Origin of the sequence: Leisingera sp. M523, assembly GCF_025141335.1 — a bacterium.
GTDB lineage: Bacteria > Pseudomonadota > Alphaproteobacteria > Rhodobacterales > Rhodobacteraceae > Leisingera.
Window position 1 is genome coordinate 1845576 of record NZ_CP081036.1, and the last position, 20130, is coordinate 1865705.

At 62.1% G+C, this 20130-nt stretch carries 15 protein-coding genes; 6 read left to right on the top strand and 9 right to left on the bottom strand.

The window, feature by feature from the left end; all coding sequences use genetic code 11:
• Positions 1-36: 36 nt before the first annotated feature.
• On the top strand, positions 37-2514 hold the full coding sequence (locus K3557_RS09125) for a penicillin acylase family protein (RefSeq protein WP_259999244.1): 2478 nt from the start codon (positions 37-39) through the stop codon (positions 2512-2514).
• A 61-nt stretch (positions 2515-2575) separates the two neighbouring features.
• Here the strand turns inward: K3557_RS09125 and hflX are convergent, their stop codons facing one another.
• The 4 genes from hflX to trkA all read right to left on the bottom strand — a co-directional run bounded on the left by hflX (position 2576) and on the right by trkA (position 7120).
• A complete protein-coding gene (gene hflX / locus K3557_RS09130) occupies positions 2576-3847 on the bottom strand; it encodes a GTPase HflX (protein WP_259992378.1) in 1272 nt (423 codons plus the stop codon).
• Positions 3847-4086, bottom strand: a complete 240-nt coding sequence (gene hfq / locus K3557_RS09135) for an RNA chaperone Hfq (protein ID WP_005611588.1) — start codon at positions 4084-4086, stop codon at positions 3847-3849. The genes hflX and hfq overlap by 1 nt, the downstream gene beginning before the upstream one ends.
• 120 nt (positions 4087-4206) lie before the next feature.
• Positions 4207-5742 (bottom strand): TrkH family potassium uptake protein, encoded by a 1536-nt coding sequence (locus K3557_RS09140; RefSeq protein WP_259999246.1) that lies wholly within the window; start codon positions 5740-5742, stop codon positions 4207-4209.
• 1 nt (position 5743) lies between these two features.
• A complete protein-coding gene (gene trkA / locus K3557_RS09145; RefSeq protein ID WP_259992382.1) occupies positions 5744-7120 on the bottom strand; it encodes a Trk system potassium transporter TrkA in 1377 nt (458 codons plus the stop codon).
• A gap of 113 nt (positions 7121-7233) precedes the next feature.
• Between trkA and K3557_RS09150 the strand changes: the two genes are divergently transcribed.
• On the top strand, positions 7234-7701 hold the full coding sequence (locus K3557_RS09150; protein WP_259999248.1) for a hypothetical protein: 468 nt from the start codon (positions 7234-7236) through the stop codon (positions 7699-7701).
• A gap of 457 nt (positions 7702-8158) precedes the next feature.
• Entirely contained in the window at positions 8159-10444 is a 2286-nt protein-coding gene (locus tag K3557_RS09155) for a caspase family protein (protein WP_259999250.1), read from the top strand.
• A gap of 55 nt (positions 10445-10499) precedes the next feature.
• Here K3557_RS09155 and K3557_RS09160 read toward each other — a convergent pair whose 3' ends face one another.
• The 5 genes from K3557_RS09160 to dusB form a co-directional block, all read right to left on the bottom strand.
• The gene (locus K3557_RS09160) at positions 10500-11909 is read right to left on the bottom strand and encodes a sigma-54 dependent transcriptional regulator (protein ID WP_027258843.1); all 1410 of its coding nucleotides are present in this window, start codon (positions 11907-11909) and stop codon (positions 10500-10502) included.
• Complete coding sequence (locus K3557_RS09165) at positions 11906-14185, bottom strand: PAS domain-containing sensor histidine kinase (protein ID WP_259999252.1); 2280 nt, start codon at positions 14183-14185, stop codon at positions 11906-11908. The genes K3557_RS09160 and K3557_RS09165 overlap by 4 nt, the downstream gene beginning before the upstream one ends.
• A gap of 100 nt (positions 14186-14285) precedes the next feature.
• Positions 14286-15653 (bottom strand): sigma-54 dependent transcriptional regulator, encoded by a 1368-nt coding sequence (locus K3557_RS09170; RefSeq protein ID WP_259999253.1) that lies wholly within the window; start codon positions 15651-15653, stop codon positions 14286-14288.
• 3 nt (positions 15654-15656) lie between these two features.
• Positions 15657-16736, bottom strand: coding sequence for a nitrogen regulation protein NR(II) (locus K3557_RS09175; protein WP_259992391.1), 1080 nt, complete (start codon positions 16734-16736; stop codon positions 15657-15659).
• On the bottom strand, positions 16733-17719 hold the full coding sequence (gene dusB, locus K3557_RS09180) for a tRNA dihydrouridine synthase DusB (RefSeq protein WP_259999254.1): 987 nt from the start codon (positions 17717-17719) through the stop codon (positions 16733-16735). Before dusB ends, K3557_RS09175 begins: the two co-directional genes overlap by 4 nt.
• A gap of 181 nt (positions 17720-17900) precedes the next feature.
• On the opposite strand from dusB, the gene K3557_RS09185 reads away from it, so the two are divergent.
• The 3 genes from K3557_RS09185 to K3557_RS09195 are packed head-to-tail and all read left to right on the top strand — an operon-like array spanning position 17901 to position 20001.
• Positions 17901-19037, top strand: coding sequence for a bifunctional 2-C-methyl-D-erythritol 4-phosphate cytidylyltransferase/2-C-methyl-D-erythritol 2,4-cyclodiphosphate synthase (locus K3557_RS09185; RefSeq protein WP_259999256.1), 1137 nt, complete (start codon positions 17901-17903; stop codon positions 19035-19037).
• A complete protein-coding gene (locus K3557_RS09190) occupies positions 19034-19531 on the top strand; it encodes a phosphatidylglycerophosphatase A (RefSeq protein WP_259992395.1) in 498 nt (165 codons plus the stop codon). Before K3557_RS09185 ends, K3557_RS09190 begins: the two co-directional genes overlap by 4 nt.
• Positions 19528-20001 carry a CinA family protein gene (locus K3557_RS09195; RefSeq protein ID WP_409201208.1) on the top strand — a complete coding sequence of 158 codons (474 nt, stop codon included), beginning with the start codon at positions 19528-19530 and terminating at the stop codon, positions 19999-20001. The genes K3557_RS09190 and K3557_RS09195 overlap by 4 nt, the downstream gene beginning before the upstream one ends.
• Positions 20002-20130: the final 129 nt, after the last annotated feature.

Below are 20130 nucleotides of genomic sequence, written 5' to 3' on the forward strand. Positions count from 1 at the left end.
CTGGAAATGACAAAACCCAAGGGAAAACAACCGCTGATGGGACATCTTTTCCGCTGGCTTCTGCGCATAGCTGCCGGCCTGATTCTGCTGAGTGTTCTGGCCGCTGCGCTGGTCTATTACCTGGCGTCGCAGTCACTGCCTGAATACAACAAAGAGCTTTCCCTGCCCGGCCTTTCCTCGCCTGTCGAGATTGTCCGCGACAACGCCAATGTACCGCATATCTTCGGCAGTTTCGGCGCCAGCGACGAGGATGTCTATTTTGGCCTCGGCTATGCCCATGCTCAGGACCGCCTGTGGCAGATGGCAGTGATGCGGCGTACCGCCAAGGGCCGCCTGTCGGAAATCTTCGGCACCCGCACGGTTGAGACTGACACATATCTGCGGCGGCTGGATATCTACCGTCTGGCGCAGGAGTCTGCGGCCGTGCAGACGCCCGAGGCGGTGACCGCGCTCAAGGCCTATGCCGCCGGCGTCAACGCCCGCCTTCAGGAGATCAATGAAGACGCCCTGGGCCGCGGTGCTCCGGAGATGTTCCTGTTCAACATGCCGGTTGCGCCCTGGCAGCCCGCCGACAGCATCGCAATCATGAAGCTGATGGCGCTGCAGCTGTCCGGCCACATGAAAGAAGAGATCCTGCGCGCCCGGACTTCGCTGGCACTGGATGATGCCGCCAGGATCAAGGACATCCTGCCGGATGCGCCGGGCAAAGGGCTGACTGCCCTGCCGGAGTATGCAGCACTGATTCCAGGCGTCCGGCAGTTCGCCACTGCCATGCCCGCAGAGGAAGACAGCCTGCTGTTTCCGGTTGCTCCGCGCGGGCTGGCCGGGGCCTCCAACGCCTGGGCCGCCGCCCCCAATCGTTCGGCGGCGGGCGGCACGCTATTGGCCAATGACCCGCACCTGGGCCTCAGCGCACCCGGCATCTGGTATCTGGCACGGCTTGAACTTGGCACCGGCGGAGTGATCGGCGGCACCATCCCCGGCATCCCGGCGGTAATCACCGGACGCTCAGACGTGCTGGGATGGGGGGTGACCTCGTCTTATCTGGACGACCAGGACTTGTTCATCGAACGCCTCAACCCGGAAAATCCTCAGGAGTATCTGAGCGTTGAAGGGTACAAGGAATTCATCTCCCGCCCGTCGATCATCAAGATCAAGGACCAGGCGCCGGTTACTTTGACCCTGCGCTGGACAGACAACGGCCCGGTGCTGCCCGGTTCGATGTTCAAGCTGGCTGAAATCACGCCGCCCGGCCATGTGGTGTCGCTCAGCTGGACTGTGCTCAGCCCCAAAGATACCTCAATGAGTGCTGCCATCGGCCTGATGCGCAGCACCACGGTCCAAGACGCAATCATAGCCGGTGAAGGCTTTGTCGCCCCTTCGCAAAACCTGACTCTGGCGGATAAGGACGCAATTGCGCTCAAGACCGTCGGCGCCTTCCCGCTGCGCGACGCCGCACACCAAAGCAAGGGCCGGATGCCAAGCCAGGGCTGGCGCCCGGAGAACCGTTGGCAAGGCCGCGCGCCTTATGCGGAAAATCCTGAGTTCACCAGCCCCGCAGGCGGCATCCTGGGCAATACCAACAACAAGATCCTGGACCGCCCCTTCCCGAACCACGTCTCCTTCGACTGGGGGGATACCCAGCGCATCCACCGCTGGGAAAAACTGATGCAGAACCGCGAAGTTCATACCCGCGACAGCTTTATCGAGGCGCAATTGGACACGGTTTCCTACACCGCCCGCACCCTTTTGCCGCTGATCGGAGCCGACCTGTGGTTCACCGGCGAAGCCGCCCCCGCCGGCACCCGCGAACGCCAGCGCCAGATTGCCCTGACCCTGCTGTCGGAGTGGAACGGTGAAATGAACGAGCATCTGCCGGAACCGCTGATCTATGCCGCCTGGCTGCGGGCGCTGCAGGCCCGGCTGATCACCGATGAGCTGGGTCCGGTGGCCAAGACCTTCCGCCATGTGGAACCGTTGTTCATTGAACGGGTCTACCGCGATGTGGACGGCGCCGCCGTCTGGTGCGACGTGCGCCAAAGCGCTCCGCAGGAAAGCTGCACCGGCATGGCCCGGCTGGCACTGGATGATGCGCTGATCTGGATCGAAGAACGCTATGGCACCGCGCTGGAATCGCTGCGCTGGGGCGATGCGCATCAAGCCACGCAGGACCACCCGGTGCTGGGCGAAGTGCCGCTGCTGCGTTACTTCGTTAACATCCGCCAATCCACCAGCGGCAGCGGCAACACCCTGCAGCGCGGCAAGAGTTCAGGTAAGGACCCGGATCCGTTCCAGAACACCCATTCTGCCGGCTACCGCGGGGTCTATGATTTTGCCGACCCCGACAGTTCCGTCTTTATCGTATCAACCGGCCAGTCCGGCCATCCGCTGTCGCGCTACTATGACGACATGGCCCAGCTCTGGCGGCGCGGCGAATACATCCCGATGTCATTGGATGAGGATCTGGCCCGCGCCGCAGCTGTCGGCATTACCCGGATCACCCCCCGCCAATAATAACGGGACAATAAAAAAGGGCGCTGCGGCGCCCTTTTCCTTTTACTCTTGACGCAAGGCGTCACAGCCTCTCGTATTTTGCCTTTTGCCGGTCGGTCCACAGCACGGTAATGTCGAAACCGGTTTCGGTCTGTTCTTCGCTTTGAACCAGGTCTTCCTTGAACAGCCAGGCGCGCTGTTTGCCCTCGGCAAACGTGAGATTCAACAGCTCCTCGTGCCGCACGCCCTGCAACTGCTCGGCGATATCTGCCAGCAACCCGTCCAGCCCCTCGCCCGTCAGGGCCGAGATCGCATGAATGCCGTCCTCGCGTTCCGCACGCTGACGGCGGGCTTCGGCGTCGTCTTCAGGCAGCTGGTCCAGCTTGTTCCAGACTTCGATCCGGGCGCGGTTTTCATCTACCCCCAATGAGGTCAGGATGGCCTCGACGTCTTTGGCTTGCTGCTCGCTTTCATCATGGCTGATGTCGCGCACATGCAGGATCACATCCGCCGCCAGAACCTCTTCCAGCGTCGCCCGGAATGATGCCACCAGTTCGGTCGGCAGATCCGAGATAAAGCCCACGGTGTCGGACAGGATCACCTCCGGCCCATCCGCAATCTGCACCCGGCGCATGGTCGGGTCCAGGGTGGCAAAGAGCATGTCTTTCGCCATCACCTCGGCCCCGGTCAGCCGGTTGAACAGGGTCGACTTGCCGGCGTTGGTATAGCCCACCAGCGCCACAATCGGATAGGGCACCTTGGCGCGCGAGGCGCGGTGCAGGGTGCGGGTTTTCACCACCTTGTCGAGCTGCCGGCGCAGGCGCACCAGCTGATCGTCAATAGCCCGGCGGTCGGCCTCGATCTGGGTTTCGCCGGGTCCGCCGACAAATCCCAATCCACCGCGCTGGCGCTCCAGGTGGGTCCAGGCCCGCACCAGCCGCGTCCGTTGATAGCTGAGCGCCGCCATCTCGACCTGCAGCACACCTTCGCGGGTGGCGGCACGGTCCGAGAAGATCTCAAGGATCAGCCCGGTCCGGTCGAGGATCTTGACCTTCCAGGCTTTTTCCAAATTGCGCTGCTGCACCGGGGACACCGATCCGTCAATCAGGACCAATTCCACCTCATTTGCTTTCAGGATGCCCGCCAGCTCTTCGATTTTGCCAGAGCCGAACAGCATCCCCGCATGCGCCTTGGGCAGGCGCACCACGTTGGACCCGATCACATCAAGATCGGGAAGGGCCGCTGCGAGCGCAACGGCCTCATCAAGCGCAGGTGCAGCCTGGCGGCGCCTGCTGTCGGATTTGATTTCCGGATGCAGCACCCAGGCACGGGTGCGCGTCCTTTCATGCTCCATCAATTGGAGTCTTCACCCTCATAGAGACTGATCGGCTGGGCCGGCATGATGGTCGAAATCGCGTGTTTGTAGACCAGCTGCGACTGTCCGTCGCGGCGCAGCAGCACGCAGAAATTGTCGAACCAGGTGATCACACCCTGCAGCTTGACCCCGTTGATCAGAAAGATTGTAACCGGAACCTTGGTTTTGCGAACGTGATTCAGGAAGGCATCCTGAAGATTCTGTCTGTCCGAAGCCATTTTTTATTATCTCGCCTTTGTTCTTGCCGCGCGCTGCGGACCAGCACGCACATTAAATTCAGTATGGACGGAGAAAATGTAAGTTTCCACCAGAAAAACACTTTTCACCCTCAAGGGCGGTCAGCTGCGCCAAAGGTTGGGTGACAACAGCGCAATGAAGGCCAGGGTCTCCAGCCGCCCGAGAACCATCGCAATGCACAGGATCAGTTTGGCAGGATCTGTCAGAAGGTTCAGTACAATCGGCGTACTGCTGGCCGTATCAGCCAGCGGGCCGGTTGTTGACAGCGCCGCTACCGCCAGCACCAGCGATTGTTCAAAATCCGTGCCGACTGCGGCAAGCGCAGTGCTGACCACAGCCAGCGACAGCGCAAACAGCATGAAGAACACCCAAGCTACAAACGCTCCGTTCTTCTGCAAGCGCTTGGCGCGGTTGCCTTCGCTGCTGACCGAGCTGGGGTGCACCAGCCGCTCCATTTCGCGCAGACCATTCAGGTACAACGCGTAGACCCGCAACAGTTTGACCCCGCCCGCAGTGGTCGCGACACCGCCGCCGAACACCGCCAGCCCCAGCAGGATCATGCCCGGTGTTTCCAGCCCCGACCAGGCCTGGGCGGCTTCCCAATGCGTACTTTCAAATCCGGTGGTCGACAGGAAGGACAGCACCGTAAACAAGGTGCCCCAAAGAGCGTGCAGGGCTTGCGGCAGATCTTCACCGGCATCCACTTCATAGGCGGCCAGCCAATGGCGCAGGAACAGCAGCAGAGGCACCCCGAAAACGATCAGCAGCCCGGTTCGGAATTCCGGATCCTTGTCCAGCCGCCCCTGCCCCGCGGTGACCGTGTCGCTGGAGAAAGTCAGCCGCGACAGCGCGAAGAACATGAACAGGAACATCACCATCTCGCCCGCCAGGCCGCTGGCGGCATTCTCCACCCCGCCGATGGCTGATATGCCCGAGGTCGCCATCACCGACATCGCATGGCTGAGACCTGCCAAGGCCTGTTCACCTGTGATCATCAGCAACAGCCATAGCACAAGGGTCAGCCCGGCATAAACCGGCGCCAGGGTGCGCGTCACCAGCACCAGCTGGCGGCGGGGATCTGCCCGCTCCATATGCAGCGGGGCGGCTGTGCCGCCGCCGGGTTCGCCCTTGGCAGTGACCTCAAACCCGCCCAGGGACATCGGTGCCAGCACCGCCGAGGCGGCCACCCACATCAAAAGACCACCCAACCAGCCGACAATCGCCCGCCACAGATGCACGCTGGGCGGCAGCCGGCCCGGATCGCCCCAGACATCGGCGCCGGTGGTGGTGATGGCGCTGACCATATCGAAATAGGCGTTCAAAAACCGGGTGCTGACCAGCGCATCCTGAACCGGCACCGCCAGGAACAGCGGCAGTACGGTGAACGTCGCCAGCAGCGACAGCAATTGTCCCGGCATCCCGTAGCGCGGCACCCGGTTGCCCATCGACAGGCCGATCAGCACCACCAGTATAAGCCCGGCAACGCCGGCATAGAAAAAACTGCGCGAGGTGTGATGATCGTCCAGCACCAGCGCATGAACGGCCGGCAGCCACATCGCCAGCGAAGATATGCCCCAGATCAGCAGGAACAGCGGCAGGCGCAGCACGCCACTGGGAGCTTTGACCGGGCGGCGCATCCTAGAAATAGTCGATCGAAACCTGCAGCAGGCGCTCGACCTCAGGCACGTCCGCCGCCATGGCAAACAGCGCGATCACATCGCCCGCCTCGATCCGCATCTGACCGGAGGGGCGCAGCATCTCGCCGTTCTTCAGAACGCCGCCGACCAGAACGCCTTCGGGGAAGTCCGTCTCGCGGATCATCTGGCCGGCAATCGGCGAGGTCGACAAAACCTCAGCCTCGATCATTTCAGCCTCGGCATCACCCAATGAGTAGACCTGCCGCACCCGGCCATATCGGATGTGGCGCAGGATCGAGCTGACTGTGGTGGAGCGCGGATTGATATAGGCGTCGATGCCCAGATGCGGCAGCAGCGGCACCAGGGTCGGGTCATTGATCAGCGCAATGGCCAGCGGACAGCCCTCAACCTTGGCGCGTACCGCGGCCAGAATGTTGGTCTTGTCGTCATCGGTCACCGCCAGCATCGCATCTGCTTTGTCGATACCTGCTTCGATCATCAGCGCCCGGTCCAGACCGTCGCCGTTCAGCACAATCGTGCGTTCCAGCGTTTCCGCCGCCCGTTCAGCACAGGCACGGTCGCGTTCGATCATCTTGGCCCGGATCCGTGTTGTGCTTGCCTCCAGCGCCTTGGCCACTTCCAGGCCGACGTTGCCGCCGCCGACCACAACCACCCGGTCCTGGCGGGTTTCCTGCTTGCCGAACACTTCGATGGTGCGGGGCACATCATCGGCGTGGCTGAACACATAGCAACTGTCGCCGACGAACAGCTGGTCGCCCGGTTCCGGCGCAAACAAACTGCCGTCGCGCCGCACCCCGACCACAATCGCGCGCAACGTCGAAAACAATTCGGTCAGCTGCCGCAACGGCGTATTCACCACCGGGCAATCGGCATCGATCTGGATCCCCAGAAGCTGCGCCTTGCCGCCCATAAAGGTCTCGGTGTCAAACGCTGCCGGCGCCGACAGCCGCTGCATCGCCGCCGCCGCCACCTCGCGCTCGGGGCTGATCACCACGTCGATCGGCAAATGCTCGCGCTGATAAAGGTCGGAATAGATCGCGGTCAGATAGCTTTTGGCCCGCAGGCGGGCAATCTTGCGCTGAACCTTGAAGACCGAATGCGCCACCTGGCAGGTCACCATGTTGACCTCGTCCGAATGGGTGGCCGCGATGATCATGTCGGCATCGCGCGCGCCGGCCCGGTCCAGCACATCCGGATAGGAGGCAAATCCATGGATCCCCTGCACGTCCAGCGTATCGGTTGCCCGCCGCACCAGTTCCGGGTTGCTGTCGACAACCGTCACATCATTGTGCTCGCCGGACAAGTGCCGGGCGATCTGCCAGCCAACCTGGCCCGCGCCGCAGATAATGACCTTCATTTGCGTGTCCCTTGGCGGAATTTCGGGCGGAGTTTCGCCCGACGTGAATGACAGAAGCCGCTTTCACGGTCAATTTAATTGTAACTTGCTCTGATTGCAGCCATTCTTTGCGTATGTGCAAGGATCGAACGATCATCGCGGCCTTGGTCCTGCTGCTTGGCACGGCGGCCTGCGGACCGCTTCCTGTTTACTACAGGCAGGGGGCAGAAGTTTCGCGCCTGCAAAGTGATGAGCTTGGCTGTGAGGCGCAATCGCTGCGGGATGCGCCCGTCGCCAATGAAATCCGCCAGCATCCCCCGGTTTTCCACCCCGGCCGCAAAGTCTGTTCCGGCGGCAGCTGTTACTTCCGCCCCGGTTACTGGGTGGACGGCGGCATCTACACGGTGGATGTGAACAAACCCCTGCGCCTGCGGCTGGAAAAATCCTGCATGGCATCCAAGGGCTACCAGCAGGTCGCGCTGAAACGCTGCACCCGGCGCAACCCGGCCGCAGTAGCCGGACCGCAACTGGCCCCGCTGAGCGAAGCCTCCTGCGCGCAGCGCAACAAAGATGGCAGCGTCAGCATCCGCACCGGCGGCTAGGCGCACTCCCTTGCCGAAAATGCGCAGCAGGCTAACTTTGAATTGCGCCACCGGATCAGTTAGGCTGGCGCCGGATTGTTTGTTGACCAGTATTTTTAAGAGAAAGGTACCCGATGCGGATACATTTCCTGTTTGCCGCGCTGCCTCTTGCAGCTGTGACAGCCGCCTGCGAACCAGTGGCCCCGATTGCCCCGCCACCGACAGCGGCCCCAGCGCCGGCACCTGCAACTTACAGCGCACCGGCAACGCGGCCGGCACCTGCAGCGGCGACCAGGGCCCCGGTGATCCCGGCAGAAGAAGCACCTGAACCCGCCTATCAAGGCGGCGGCGGAGGTTCCGGCGGCGGAGGTGGTGGTTCCGGCGGCGGCGGTGGTGGAGGAGGCAGTTGGTAATGTCTTTCGTGGCTTTCAGGGGCATTATTCGGGGCATATTCAAGTTATCTGCCCCTCCGGCCTTGGTGTGTGCTGCACTTCTTTCGGGCCAGGCTGCTTTGGCCGCCTACGAAACCCAGGAGAGCGGGACCGCCAGCGAGATCGCCATCGTCATTGGGATCCAGGACTATGACCATGTCTCCGACCTGACCAATACGCGGAACGATGCCGCCGCAGTTGCGGAGATGCTGAAGTCTTTCGGCTATTCGGTGTACGAAGGATATGACCTCGACAAACGCGGGTTCGAAGCCTTGCTGCGCCAGGCGGCTCTGAACATCCGTGAAGGCAGCCAGGTCTTCTTCTATTATGCAGGCCATGGCATTCAGCTGGGGCGGCGCAACTACCTGCTGACCAGCGACGCAGAGCTGAGCGGCATTAATGACCTGCCATTCCAATCTGTTACACTGGACCAGGTCTCTGCCATTCTGGGCGGCAAGGCCAGCAGCCAGATCCTGATGCTGGACTCCTGCCGGGACAACCCGGTTCCCCAGGCCAAACTCAACGCAGAAGTCGGGGCGCAGCTTTATGAGGCCCGTTCAGGGTTTGACGTCTTCAGGCCGCCACTCAATACCCTGGTGGCATTTTCGACCTCGCCAGGGGCAACTGCCCTGGACGGTGATCCAGGCGGCAACAGTCCGTACACAGCCTCTGTCATTCAGCATTTTCCCGCCCGCCCCGATGATGACGCGATGACGGTTCTCGCGGCGATCCGGGGCGACGTCTATGCCTCTACCGGCAATCAGCAGGTGCCTTGGGAAAGTTCAACTCTGATGCAGAAAATTTATCTGCGGCCGCCGGAACGGTCCATGAATGTGGCCGGAACGGAACCCGCCGCCATGCTGTCCAGCCTTGACCAGCTGCCAGCTGAGCTGTCGGTGAAAATCCCGCTGGGCCGGTCCCTGGAACTGGCGTCGGAAATCCAACCTTATATCGGCACGGGGACCACGGTGTCGATTGTTGAAACATCTTCGGCCGGCGTGACCTCGCTGCAGACCGGGACGGGATCCGGCCTTAGCCTCAATTACGCACCGCAACTGACCGAGCTCGCCGCCCGCAAGGATGGCGGTCAGGTGCGCAAAGACCGGATGGTGCTGCGCCTGGCCCAAGGCGAAGCGGTGCGCGACGTCACCCTGAACCTGGAAATGATTGCGCGGCAATGCGACCTGGAGGCCGGGGATCTTCTCGATCTTCAAGGCGTAGGTCTGTACCGTTATCCGAATGAGATCAACCTGAAAGTCGCGGAAACCGCCTGCCGGCAAGCCGCTGAGACGGCGCCGGAAATCGGCCGTTTCCATTACCAGCTGGGCCGTGCCGTTCTGGCTCAGGGCAGCCTGACCGGCGCGTTCTCCAATTTTCAGAAAGCTGCTGATCTGGGGCATGTCCGCGCCTACCACGCTCTGGCAAAGCTCTACACCAGCCCGAACATTGACCGCCAGGCAATCGCCATCCCTCTGGACCCGGAAAAGGCTGCCAGCCTTTGGGAAAAGGGCATCGCTGCGGGCGATCCTTTCGCCATGCATTCCCACGGCAAGCGGCTGTTGCACAGCACCCAGAACCCGCAAGACCGGGAGCGCGGCTTTGACTTGCTGAGCCGGGCAGTGGAGCTGGGGCATACCTATTCGATGAACGAACTGGGGGTCTTCTTTCTCTGGAGCGGCGCTGAACTAGCGCAGCCGGAGCGCGGTTTTTCCTACCTGCAGGCCTCTGCCGGGCGCGGCGATATCTATGGCACCGCCAACCTTGGCTATGTCTACCGCGATGGCGGCGCGGGCCAGGCGGTGGACAAGGAAAAAGCACGCGCGCTGTTTGCCGAGGCCGCACAGCTGGGCCATCCCCATGCCCCGGCTGAGATCGGCCGGATGATCATGGGCGGCGACCTGCCCGGCAGTGACGCAGCCGAAGCGTTGGAATGGTATGACATGGGGCTGTCGCGCGGCGACGCCTGGGGTGGCTCGAACGGTGCGTGGGTAGCCCTTAACAGGCTGCCGGACCGGATCCCCGCCCATGCTGCTGCTGCGCGGGCAGGAAAGGCGATGGCGCTGAATGATCCCGATGCACGCGCCGCAGCGCGGGAATTGCTGACCGGGATGGCCGAAACAGACGTTGCCGCAGGCACCCAGTACATCCTGCGCCAGCTGGGGGCCGGGATTGCCATCGACGGTCAGTTCGGCCCGTCCTCCCGCAAGCAACTGGGCAATTGGGCGCGCCAGGCAGGTCTGCCCGCAACCGTTCCCGGCGATGCCATCAGCCAGCTGCGACTGGCCGCGCAGGTCCATTTTGCGCTGAACCCGATCCGCCAGGACCTGTTCTGACCCTATGATGCAGCACCGCCCGCGCCCGGTGGTGCCGGGCGCAAAGGCGGCCTGATCAGGCCTGTTCTTCCTCAGCCTCCACATGCGCCACCCGGGCGCCTGCCTTGTTGGAGGTCACAACCCCCAGCGACTTCAGCTTGCGGTGCAGCGCAGACCGCTCCATGCCGACAAACGATGCCGTGCGGCTGATATTGCCGCCAAAGCGATTGATCTGGGTCAGCAGGTATTCGCGCTCAAACGCCTCCCGCGCCTCGCGCAGCGGCAATGTCGCCAGCGCACCGGACAGGACCACCCGGCCCTCCTCCTGCGGCTTGTCTTCTTCGCGCGGCAAATCCTTGGCCTCGATCGGGCCGCTGCCATCACCAAGGATCAGCACCCGCTCCACCAGATTCTTAAGCTGGCGCACATTGCCCGGCCACAGCATGGTCTGCATCAACGCCACCGCCTCTTCGGTCAGTACCCGCAGCGGCAGCCCCTGGGCTTCGTTGAACTGGGCAATGAAATGGCCGGCCAGCAGCGGAATATCCTCGCGCCGGTCCGCCAGCGACGGCACCGCAACCGGCACCACATTCAGCCGGTGATACAGCTCTTGCCGGAAACCGCCTGCTTCGATTTCTGCATCCAGGTCCTTGTTGGTGGCGGAAACCACCCGCAGATCTACACGGATTTTGTCCGAACCGCCAACCCGCTGGAACTGCTGATCCACCAGCACACGCAGGATCTTGGATTGGGTGCCCAGCGGCATATCGGCAACTTCATCAAAGAACACCACACCGCCATGCGCCTGCTCCAGCAGGCCGGGTTCCACCCCGCGCTCCGAGGATTCGCGGCCGAACAGAACCTCTTCCATACGGTCGGGTTCGATGCTGGCACAATTCACCGTGATGAAGGGCGCGGAGGCCCGGTTTGAATTGGCATGGATATAACGCGCGGCAATCTCCTTGCCGCTGCCGGCCGGTCCGGTCAGCATTACCCTGCCGTTCGACTTGGTCACCTTGTCCAGCTGGCTGATCAGCGTCCGGAACGACGCAGAGGTGCCGATCATTTCCGCCGGGCCTGTATCCCTGCGCTTGAGATCTGAATTTTCCCGGCGCAGGCGCGAGGTTTCCATGGCGCGGCGGATCACCACCATCAGCTGGTCGATGTTAAAGGGCTTCTCGATGAAATCATAGGCCCCCTGCTTGATCGCTGCGACAGCGATTTCGATGTTGCCGTGTCCGGAAATGATCACCACCGGAACTTCCGGATTGTCGCGCTTAACCGCCTTCAGGATATCGATACCGTCCATCTGGCTGTCCTTCAGCCAGATATCCAGAATCATCAGCGCCGGTTCGGCGTCTTCCAGACGGGCCATGCATTCGTCGGAATTGGCAGCCTTTCGGGTGGCATAGCCTTCATCCTCCAGAATGTCCGAGACCAGTTCCCGGATGTCGCGCTCGTCATCTACAATCAGAATGTCACTCATGTCAGACCTGCTTTCACTGTGCTCTTGTTTGGCGCCGCTGCCCGGTTTGCAGCGGGCAGGCGGATTACCGCCATCGCGCCGTAATGCGCGTGTCCCTCGAATACCGGGGCATCTTCCAGCGTCAGCGTGCCCCCGTGCTCTTCGATGATTTTCTTAACGATCGGCAGCCCCAGCCCAGTGCCCGCATCCCGCGTGGTCACATAAGGCTCAAACAGCCGTGCCCGGTCTTCGGGCAAGCCGATGCCGTTGTCGGCAATACGGACTTCATAGAAATTGCCTGCCTTGACCGCCGCCACCCGGATCTCCGGCACCAGCCCCTGCGGGTTTTCCTTTATCTGCAGGGTTTCAATGGCTTCGCCTGCGTTTTTGATCAGATTGGTCAAGGCCTGGCCAATCATTGTGGCATCCAGATCCGAGGGCATGGCTGTCTCGGGCAGCTCCGCTTTGATCCGGACACCGGGCTGGCCCTGCTGCTGCAGGATAACCGCATCCCGCAGCAGTTTGACCAGATCCTCTTCGCGCCGCTCCGGTTCCGGCATGCGGGCGAATTTCGAGAATTCATCGACGATCCTGCGCAGATCATTGGTCTGGCGCACAATCACATCGGTCATGGATTGCAGCTGATCGCTGTTCTCCTCACCCAGTTTGGGCGCGAATTTGCGTTTGATCCGTTCCGCGCTCAGCTGGATCGGGGTCAGCGGGTTCTTGATCTCATGGGCAATCCGGCGCGCCACATCGCCCCAGGCCGCCATCCGCTGGGCGCTGACAAGGTCAGTCACATCATCAAACGCCACCACATAACCTTCCAGCCGGCCCTGTTCCGACCGGCGCGGCGACATCCGCACCAACAGGTTTTCCAGCCGGCCCTGACGCGTGACTTTGATTTCCTCCTGCACCACCTCGGCACTGGTTTCGATCAATTCCACAAACAGCGGCCCGAACTCCGGCACTGCAACGGATAAGGCCAGGGATTGCTGATCCTCCTGCCAGTCCAACAGCCGCTCAGCCGAGCGGTTCACAAATGTGACACGCCCGTCGGCATCCAGCCCGGCAACCCCGGACGTTACCGATGACAGCACCGAATCAAACAGGCGGCGGCGGCGTTCAATCTGGTGGGTATTGTCCAGAAGCCGCCCGTGCTGCGCCTTAAGTTCGCGCGTCATCTGATTGAAATACTGACCCAATTGGGAAATTTCATCGCCGCCGTCGTCAATCGGCACCTGCACGTCCAAATTGCCAGAGCCAACCCGTTGCGCCGCCACCGTCAGCCGTCCGACCGGACGCGACAACCGCTCGGCAAACCACATCCCCAACCACATCGCCGCCAGGATCAGAATCACTGCAAAACCGATATAAAGCAGCGCAAATTCAAACAGCACCCTGCCGCGCTCGCTTTCCAGCTGCTGATACAGATGGGCTGTTTCCTGGGTGTCATCCAGAAGGTTCAGAAGCTCGCCGTCCACATCGCGGCTGATGTACAGGAACCGGTCGACAAACGCCTCCAGCCGTACCAGCGCGCGGAATTCACTGTTGCTCCAATCCTCGATCAGCAGGAAACCATCCGCACGGGCGGCACCGATCTGGCGGTTGTTCGGCTTCTCAAAATCGAATTCGTAAGACCGCTCGCCGCGCGCCCGGATCAGGCCGGCACTGTCGACGATGTAAGCCTCGCGCAGCCCGCGCTGGATTTGCAGCTGGCCTTGCGACAGCACCAGACGAAGCTCTGCGTCATTGATGAAAAAACTACGGGAACGGCTGTTGTCCAGGTAACGCGCCAGTGCCCGGGCATCTTCGGTCAGGTCATTTTTCTGCTGTGTCTGATACGCGTCCGCCGCAGCCAGCGAGCTGCCGATCACCTGCCGCACCCGCTGGGAAAACCAGCCCTCAAGCCCGACATTCACCGTCAGCACAGCAAATACAGCAACAATCACGGTGGGGATCAGCGCCAGAAATCCAAAGGCGCCGATCAACCGCAGATGCAGGCGGGACCCCGCTGATTTGGAGCGCCGCGCCGCAAACAGGCGGACAATCTGGGCCATCACCAGCGCAGCGATGGTCAGGATATAGACCAAATCCGCCAGCAGAATCAGCCGCAGCGACCGGGACGACGCGCCCTGCCCCAGCGGACCGATTATAAGGAATGTCGCCAGTGCCAGAACCGGCCCCAGCACCACCAGCCCGATGGTGCCGATATTGCGGGCCCGGCGGGTTCTCCGCCACCGGTCCAAGGCCGCAAAAGGCCCGTATGCTGCCCTCAGATGTGACTTATGCGCCACTGACTGCCCTCATCCTGATGTGCGACTCTTTGCGAGTCACCGCCATATCTCGTGGCCCTGCCTAGGAAATTCACAACAAGGCCACATTTCTGTGGCGATATTACATCAGTTTGCGGCGGCGTGTCACCTCAATATCCAGATCGGTGATCTTCTTTCGCAAAGTATTCCGGTTGATCCCCAGCAATTCGGCGCATTTCGCCTGGTTGCCGCCGGTTGCCGTCAGCGCGATTTCGATCAGCGGCGTCTCTACTTCGCGCAGCAGCCGCATATAGAGACCCGGCGGCGGCAGCAAGTCGCCATGCAAATCGAAATAGCGCTGCAGATGGCGGGCCACGGACTCAGATAGCTTTTCATTGGCAAGACCTGCCACCGCAGGCTCCGGCCCGCTCTGCGGCCCCAGCACAGCGGCCGCATCGGACTCGCTGATTTCCTCATTGCGGGCCGTCAGCGCCAGCCGCCGGACGGTGTTTTCCAGCTGGCGGACGTTGCCGGGCCAACCGAAATGGCGCAGCGCTTCGCGGGCGCCCTCGCTCAGCTCGCGGTGCGGCGCGCCTTCGTTCTCAGCCCGGATCAGGAAATGCTCGGCCAGCAGCGGAATATCCTCCACCCGTTCCCGCAGCGCCGGCACTTGCAGCGCGGTACCGCAGATCCGGTAGTAGAGATCCTGGCGCAGCTCCCCGTCTTCCATCGCCGCGGCCAGGTCTTTCTGACTGGACGCGATGAAGCGCGGGGCGTGGTCGCCCGGTGTGTCCATCATCCGCACCAGCCGAGCCTGCGCTTCTTCCGGCAGGTCCGCCAATTCATCAACCACCAGCGAGCCGCCCTTGGCCTGGGCCAGCAGCCGCGCCGGGCCTTCCAGGTCAATCAATGCCGCGGCATCAGCGTGGATAAAGGGCAAAGTCCGCCGGTCTGAAAAGTCATGAATAGCCTGCGCAATCAGGGATTTACCAGTGCCGCTTTCGCCGGTGATCAACAACGGCAGTTCCGTGTTCATCACTCGGGCGATCAACCGGTACAGTGCCTGCATCACCTCGCTGCGGCCAATCAGCGGCAGCTCTTCCGGATGATCTGGCGCTTCGGTCTTTGCGGTGGCAGGCGCCACCCGCTTGACCGCCAATGCTTTGGCCGTGCGCTTCATCAGCTCGGGCAGGTCAAAAGGTTTCGGCAGATAGTCGTAGGCTTCTGCTTCCTCCGCCTTGATTGCAGTCATGATGGTATTCTGCGCCGAGATCACGATCACCGGCAGACCGGGCCGGTCGGCCTGGATCTTGGGCAGCATCTCCAGCCCGTTTCCGTCCGGCATCATCACGTCTGAAATGACGGCATCGCCTTTCCCTTCGGCCACCCAGCGCATCAGCGTGGTCAGCGAAGAGGTCGCATGCACCTTGCAGCCCGCGCGCGTCAGCGCCTGGGTCAGTACGGTGCGGATGGTGCGGTCGTCATCTGCGACCAGAACGGTGCCGTCCATGGATCAGCTCTCCTGCGGTTTTGCGTCACGCGGCACGCGCGACAGCGACAGCCGGAACAGCGTGCGCCCGGGAACCGAGCTTACGGATATCCAGCCATTATGCTCCGAGAGGATCTTGCTCACCAACGCAAGCCCCAGCCCGGTGCCATTCTCCCGGCCCGATACAAACGGGTCGAATATGTCATCCTTGATCTTCTCCGGCAGCCCCGGCCCGTCGTCGCAGATTTCAATTTGCAGCGGCAAAAGCTTGCCTGTTCCATCACTGCGGCGCAGCCGGAAGGAATGCTCATAGAAAGTGCGGATGGAAATATTTCCGCCCTTATTATCAGCTGCTTCCGAGGCATTCTTAAGAAGGTTCAACACCACCTGCAGCAGCTGATCCGCATCCCCCCAGGCCATCGGCAGCGAGGGATCGTAGTTTTCCGTTATGGTCATGCGGGCACCAAACCCCAGCAGCGCCGACCGCCGCGCCCGGTCCAGCACATCATGCAGGTTCACCGGCTTGAAGGCCGGCCCGGTCAGGTTTCCGAACTGCTCCACCTGATCCAGAAGTTTCACAATCCGGCGGCTTTCGCTGACGATCAGGTCAGTCAGCTCCAAGTCTTCGGAACTCAGGTTCATACTCAATAGCTGGGCTGCGCCAGTGATCCCCGCCAGCGGGTTCTTGATCTCATGCGCCAGCATCTCCGCCATGCCGATGGCCGAGGCAGCGGCGGATTTGGCGGAATGGGTCTGTGTCATCCGCCCGGCCAGTTCCCGCGGGGTGACCATCAGCAGCATCACCCCGTCCTGCCCTTGCAAGGGCGCGATCTGCACCCCGCATTGCAGCGGCGCCCGGCTGCCCGAACCGACATCGATGTCATTCACGAACAGCGGCGTGCCCTGAACACGGGCGCGGGCAAAGGCTTCTTCAATCGGCGCGTCAATGGCCAGCGTGTCCCAGACGGGCTGCCCTGCCAGCGCCTTGCGCGAGGTATTCAGAAATCCCTCAGCCGCCGCATTCACATCGGCAATCCTGTCCCGGGAATCGATCAGGAACGCGGGCACTGGCAGCGAGGCCCAGAGGGCGGCACTGTCCATCATGCGGCGGCCTCCGGCTGTTGCACGCTCAGCGCCTCAGGCAGCAAGGCCAATACGTCCTGCGGGTTTTTCCCGGTCAGCACTGCGCGGCGCATGGCAGGGCCGGATCCAGCCTCATCCATGTACCAGCCCAGATGCTTGCGCGCGACACGCACCCCCAGATCCAGCCCGTAAAACTCCAGCATCGCCTTGTAATGCTCTGAAACCATATGGATCAACGCATCACCTTCCGGCACATCCGGTGCCGGCGCACCCCATAGCTCATGGGCCACCTGAGCAAGCAGCCAAGGCTTGCCTTCGGCGCCGCGCCCGATCATCACGCCGTCAGCACCGGACAATTCCAGCGCCTGTCGTGCGGATGCAGTGTCCAAAATGTCGCCATTGGCCAGCAGCGGCACGCTGACTGCGTCCTTCACCGTCCGGATCGCCTTCCAATCCGCCGACCCCTTGTAGAACTGGCAGCGGGTGCGGCCATGAATCGTAATCATCTGCACGCCGGCTTCGCAGGCCCGCCGCCCCACATCCGGCGCGTTCAGGCAGTTGTCGTCCCAGCCCAGCCGGGTCTTCAGTGTGACCGGCACATCGACAGCCTCCACCACCGCCTCGATCAGTTTCAGCGCGTGATCCGGCGTTTTCAGCAGGGCTGAGCCTGAATAGCCATTGGTCACCTTCTTGGCCGGGCAGCCCATGTTGATGTCGATGATCCGCGCGCCCTGCCCGGCAACGTGTTTCGCGGCCTCGGAAATCCAGTATTCATCCCGTCCGGCCAGCTGCACCGCAGTGTTCTCCACATCTGCGCTCAGCTCCGCCCGTTCGCGCACGCCGGGCTTGGCCTGTACCATCTCCTGGCTTGCCACCATCTCACTCACCATCAGCCCCGCTCCGAAAGAGCGGACCAGATCCCGGAACGGACGGTCGGTGATTCCAGCCATCGGCGCCAATGCAATCGGCGGAGACATGGAGGTGGTTCCAAGCGTGAAGGACAACTGCCTAATCCTTGTGCAACTGAGATGTTTTTATCCGAAGCCTTTGCTATGCAGCAATGAAACTGCGCTTTGCAAGGCACAGCAAATCACCACTTGCCTATTTTTCAGGCACATTCCGTGGGGTGATTGCCTATCCCTGCGCCACCTCATAAACAAATGCCGAACTTATCATGAGGCCCGCATGACCACCGCAGCCCTGATCGTCGCCGCCGGCCGCGGCACCCGTGCAGGCGGCGGCACGCCGAAACAATGGCGTCCGCTGAAAACCCGCCGGGTGATTGACTGGACCCTCGAAGCCTTTGAAAAAGCAGGTGTGGATCTCACCGTGCTTGTGCTGTCGCCCGATGACGCCGCCGCTTGGGACGAATTCTCCGGTCACCCCAGCTTGATCCTGGCCGAGGGTGGTGCCGAACGCGCAGCCTCTGTCCTGAACGGGTTGAAGGCCCTGGAGACGCATGGCGTGGAGAAAGTGCTGATCCACGACGCCGCCCGACCCTGTGTCAGCAGTGATCTGATCCATAGCATTCTCAATGCCTTGGACGAGGTCCCTGCAGCAGCCCCGGCTCTTGCTGTGACCGACGCGCTGTGGACCGGCGCCGAGAACACCGTCACGGGTACTCAGGACCGCAACGGCCTCTACGCCGCTCAAACCCCCCAGGGCTTCCGGTTTCAGAACATACTGGCCGCACATCTGTCCCATCCCGGCGGCGCGGTGGATGACGTTGAGGTTGCGCGCGCCGCAGGTCTTGACGTTGCAATCATTCCGGGCGAGCCGGACAATATTAAAATCACCCGCCCCGAGGATTTCACCAGGGCGGAACGCATTCTGGGAGCTGACATGGATATCAGGCTTGGCAATGGCTACGACGTGCACCGGTTCGGGCCCGGTGACAGCGTGATCCTCTGCGGTGTGGAAGTCCCGCATGAGAAAACCCTGCAGGGCCACTCCGACGCCGATGTCGGAATGCACGCCGTCACCGATGCGATCTATGGCGCATTGGCCCGCGGTGATATCGGCCAGCATTTCCCGCCCTCCGATCCGCAGTGGAAGGGTGCTGCCAGCGAAATTTTCCTGCGCCATGCCGCCAATCTGGCGCGCGAGATGGGTTTCACCCTGTCGAACGTCGATTGCACCCTGGTCTGCGAATACCCCAAAGTCGGCCCCCACGCGGCCCGCATGCGTGAAGTCATGGCCCAAATCCTGGGTATCGAGGCTGACAGGGTTTCGATCAAAGCCACCACGTCTGAACGTCTCGGCTTCACCGGCCGCGGTGAGGGCATCGCCGCCATCGCCACCGCTGCGCTGGTGAAGGCATGACCCCGGCGCAAGCAATCGGCACCGTCTGCGGCGTTGGTTACATCCGCCCGGCCCCCGGCACCTGGGGATCGCTGGCCGCCCTGCCCTTGGCTTACGGCTTGCATCAGCTGGGCGGCTTCCCGTTGCTGGCCCTGGCGACCCTTGCCTGCATCCCCGCTGGCATCTGGGCGACCAAGATCATGACCGCCGGCAGCGACAATCACGACCCCTCGGAAATCGTGGTGGATGAGGTCGCAGGCCAGTGGATCGCGCTTTGGGCCATCTCCTATCCGGCCTGGGCGCATGGCATTCCTATCACCGCACTTTGGCCCGGCTGGATCAGCGCGTTCCTGCTGTTCCGCCTGTTCGACATCTGGAAACCGGGCCCTGTCGGCTGGGCAGATCGCCAGGAGGGCCCGTTTGGTGTTATGATGGATGATGTCATCGCCGGCATCATGGCCGCCATCGGCGTTGCCCTGCTGGCCGGCTTCTCGCACGGGGTACTGGGATTATGAGTGTGGATGTGGCAAAGCTGATCACCCAGGCAAAGGCGGCAGGTCTCACCATTGCCACCGCCGAAAGCTGCACCGGTGGCATGATTGCAGCGGCGCTTACGGATGTTCCCGGCTCCTCCGCCGTGGTCGATCGCGGCTTTGTCACCTACTCCAACGACGCCAAGATGCAGATGCTGGGTGTAAAGACGGAAACTCTGGACGCCAAAGGGGCGGTCAGCGAGGACGTCGCGGCTGAGATGGCCGCAGGTGCGGTGACACAGGCAGGTGTTTCGCTCGCGGTCTCCGTCACTGGCATCGCCGGTCCCGGAGGATCAGAGTTCAAACCCGAGGGCCGCGTCTGTTTCGGCTTGGCGCGTGCAGGCTATCCTGCGGTCACTGAAACCGTGGACTTCGGCGCCATTGGCCGCGCCAATGTCCGAACAGCGGCCCGAAACCATGCACTGTCTTTGCTGATGCAGGCGGTTTCGTAAACCGGGTGCATTCCGGGCAGCGTCCGCAAAAGCCTGCCCAAAAAACCGGCACTTGCAAAAAAGCCGCCGAATTGTGCGGCTTGCGAACCTCTGCCGCTTTTTTTCGCGCAGGTTTTCCGCTTTCTCCTG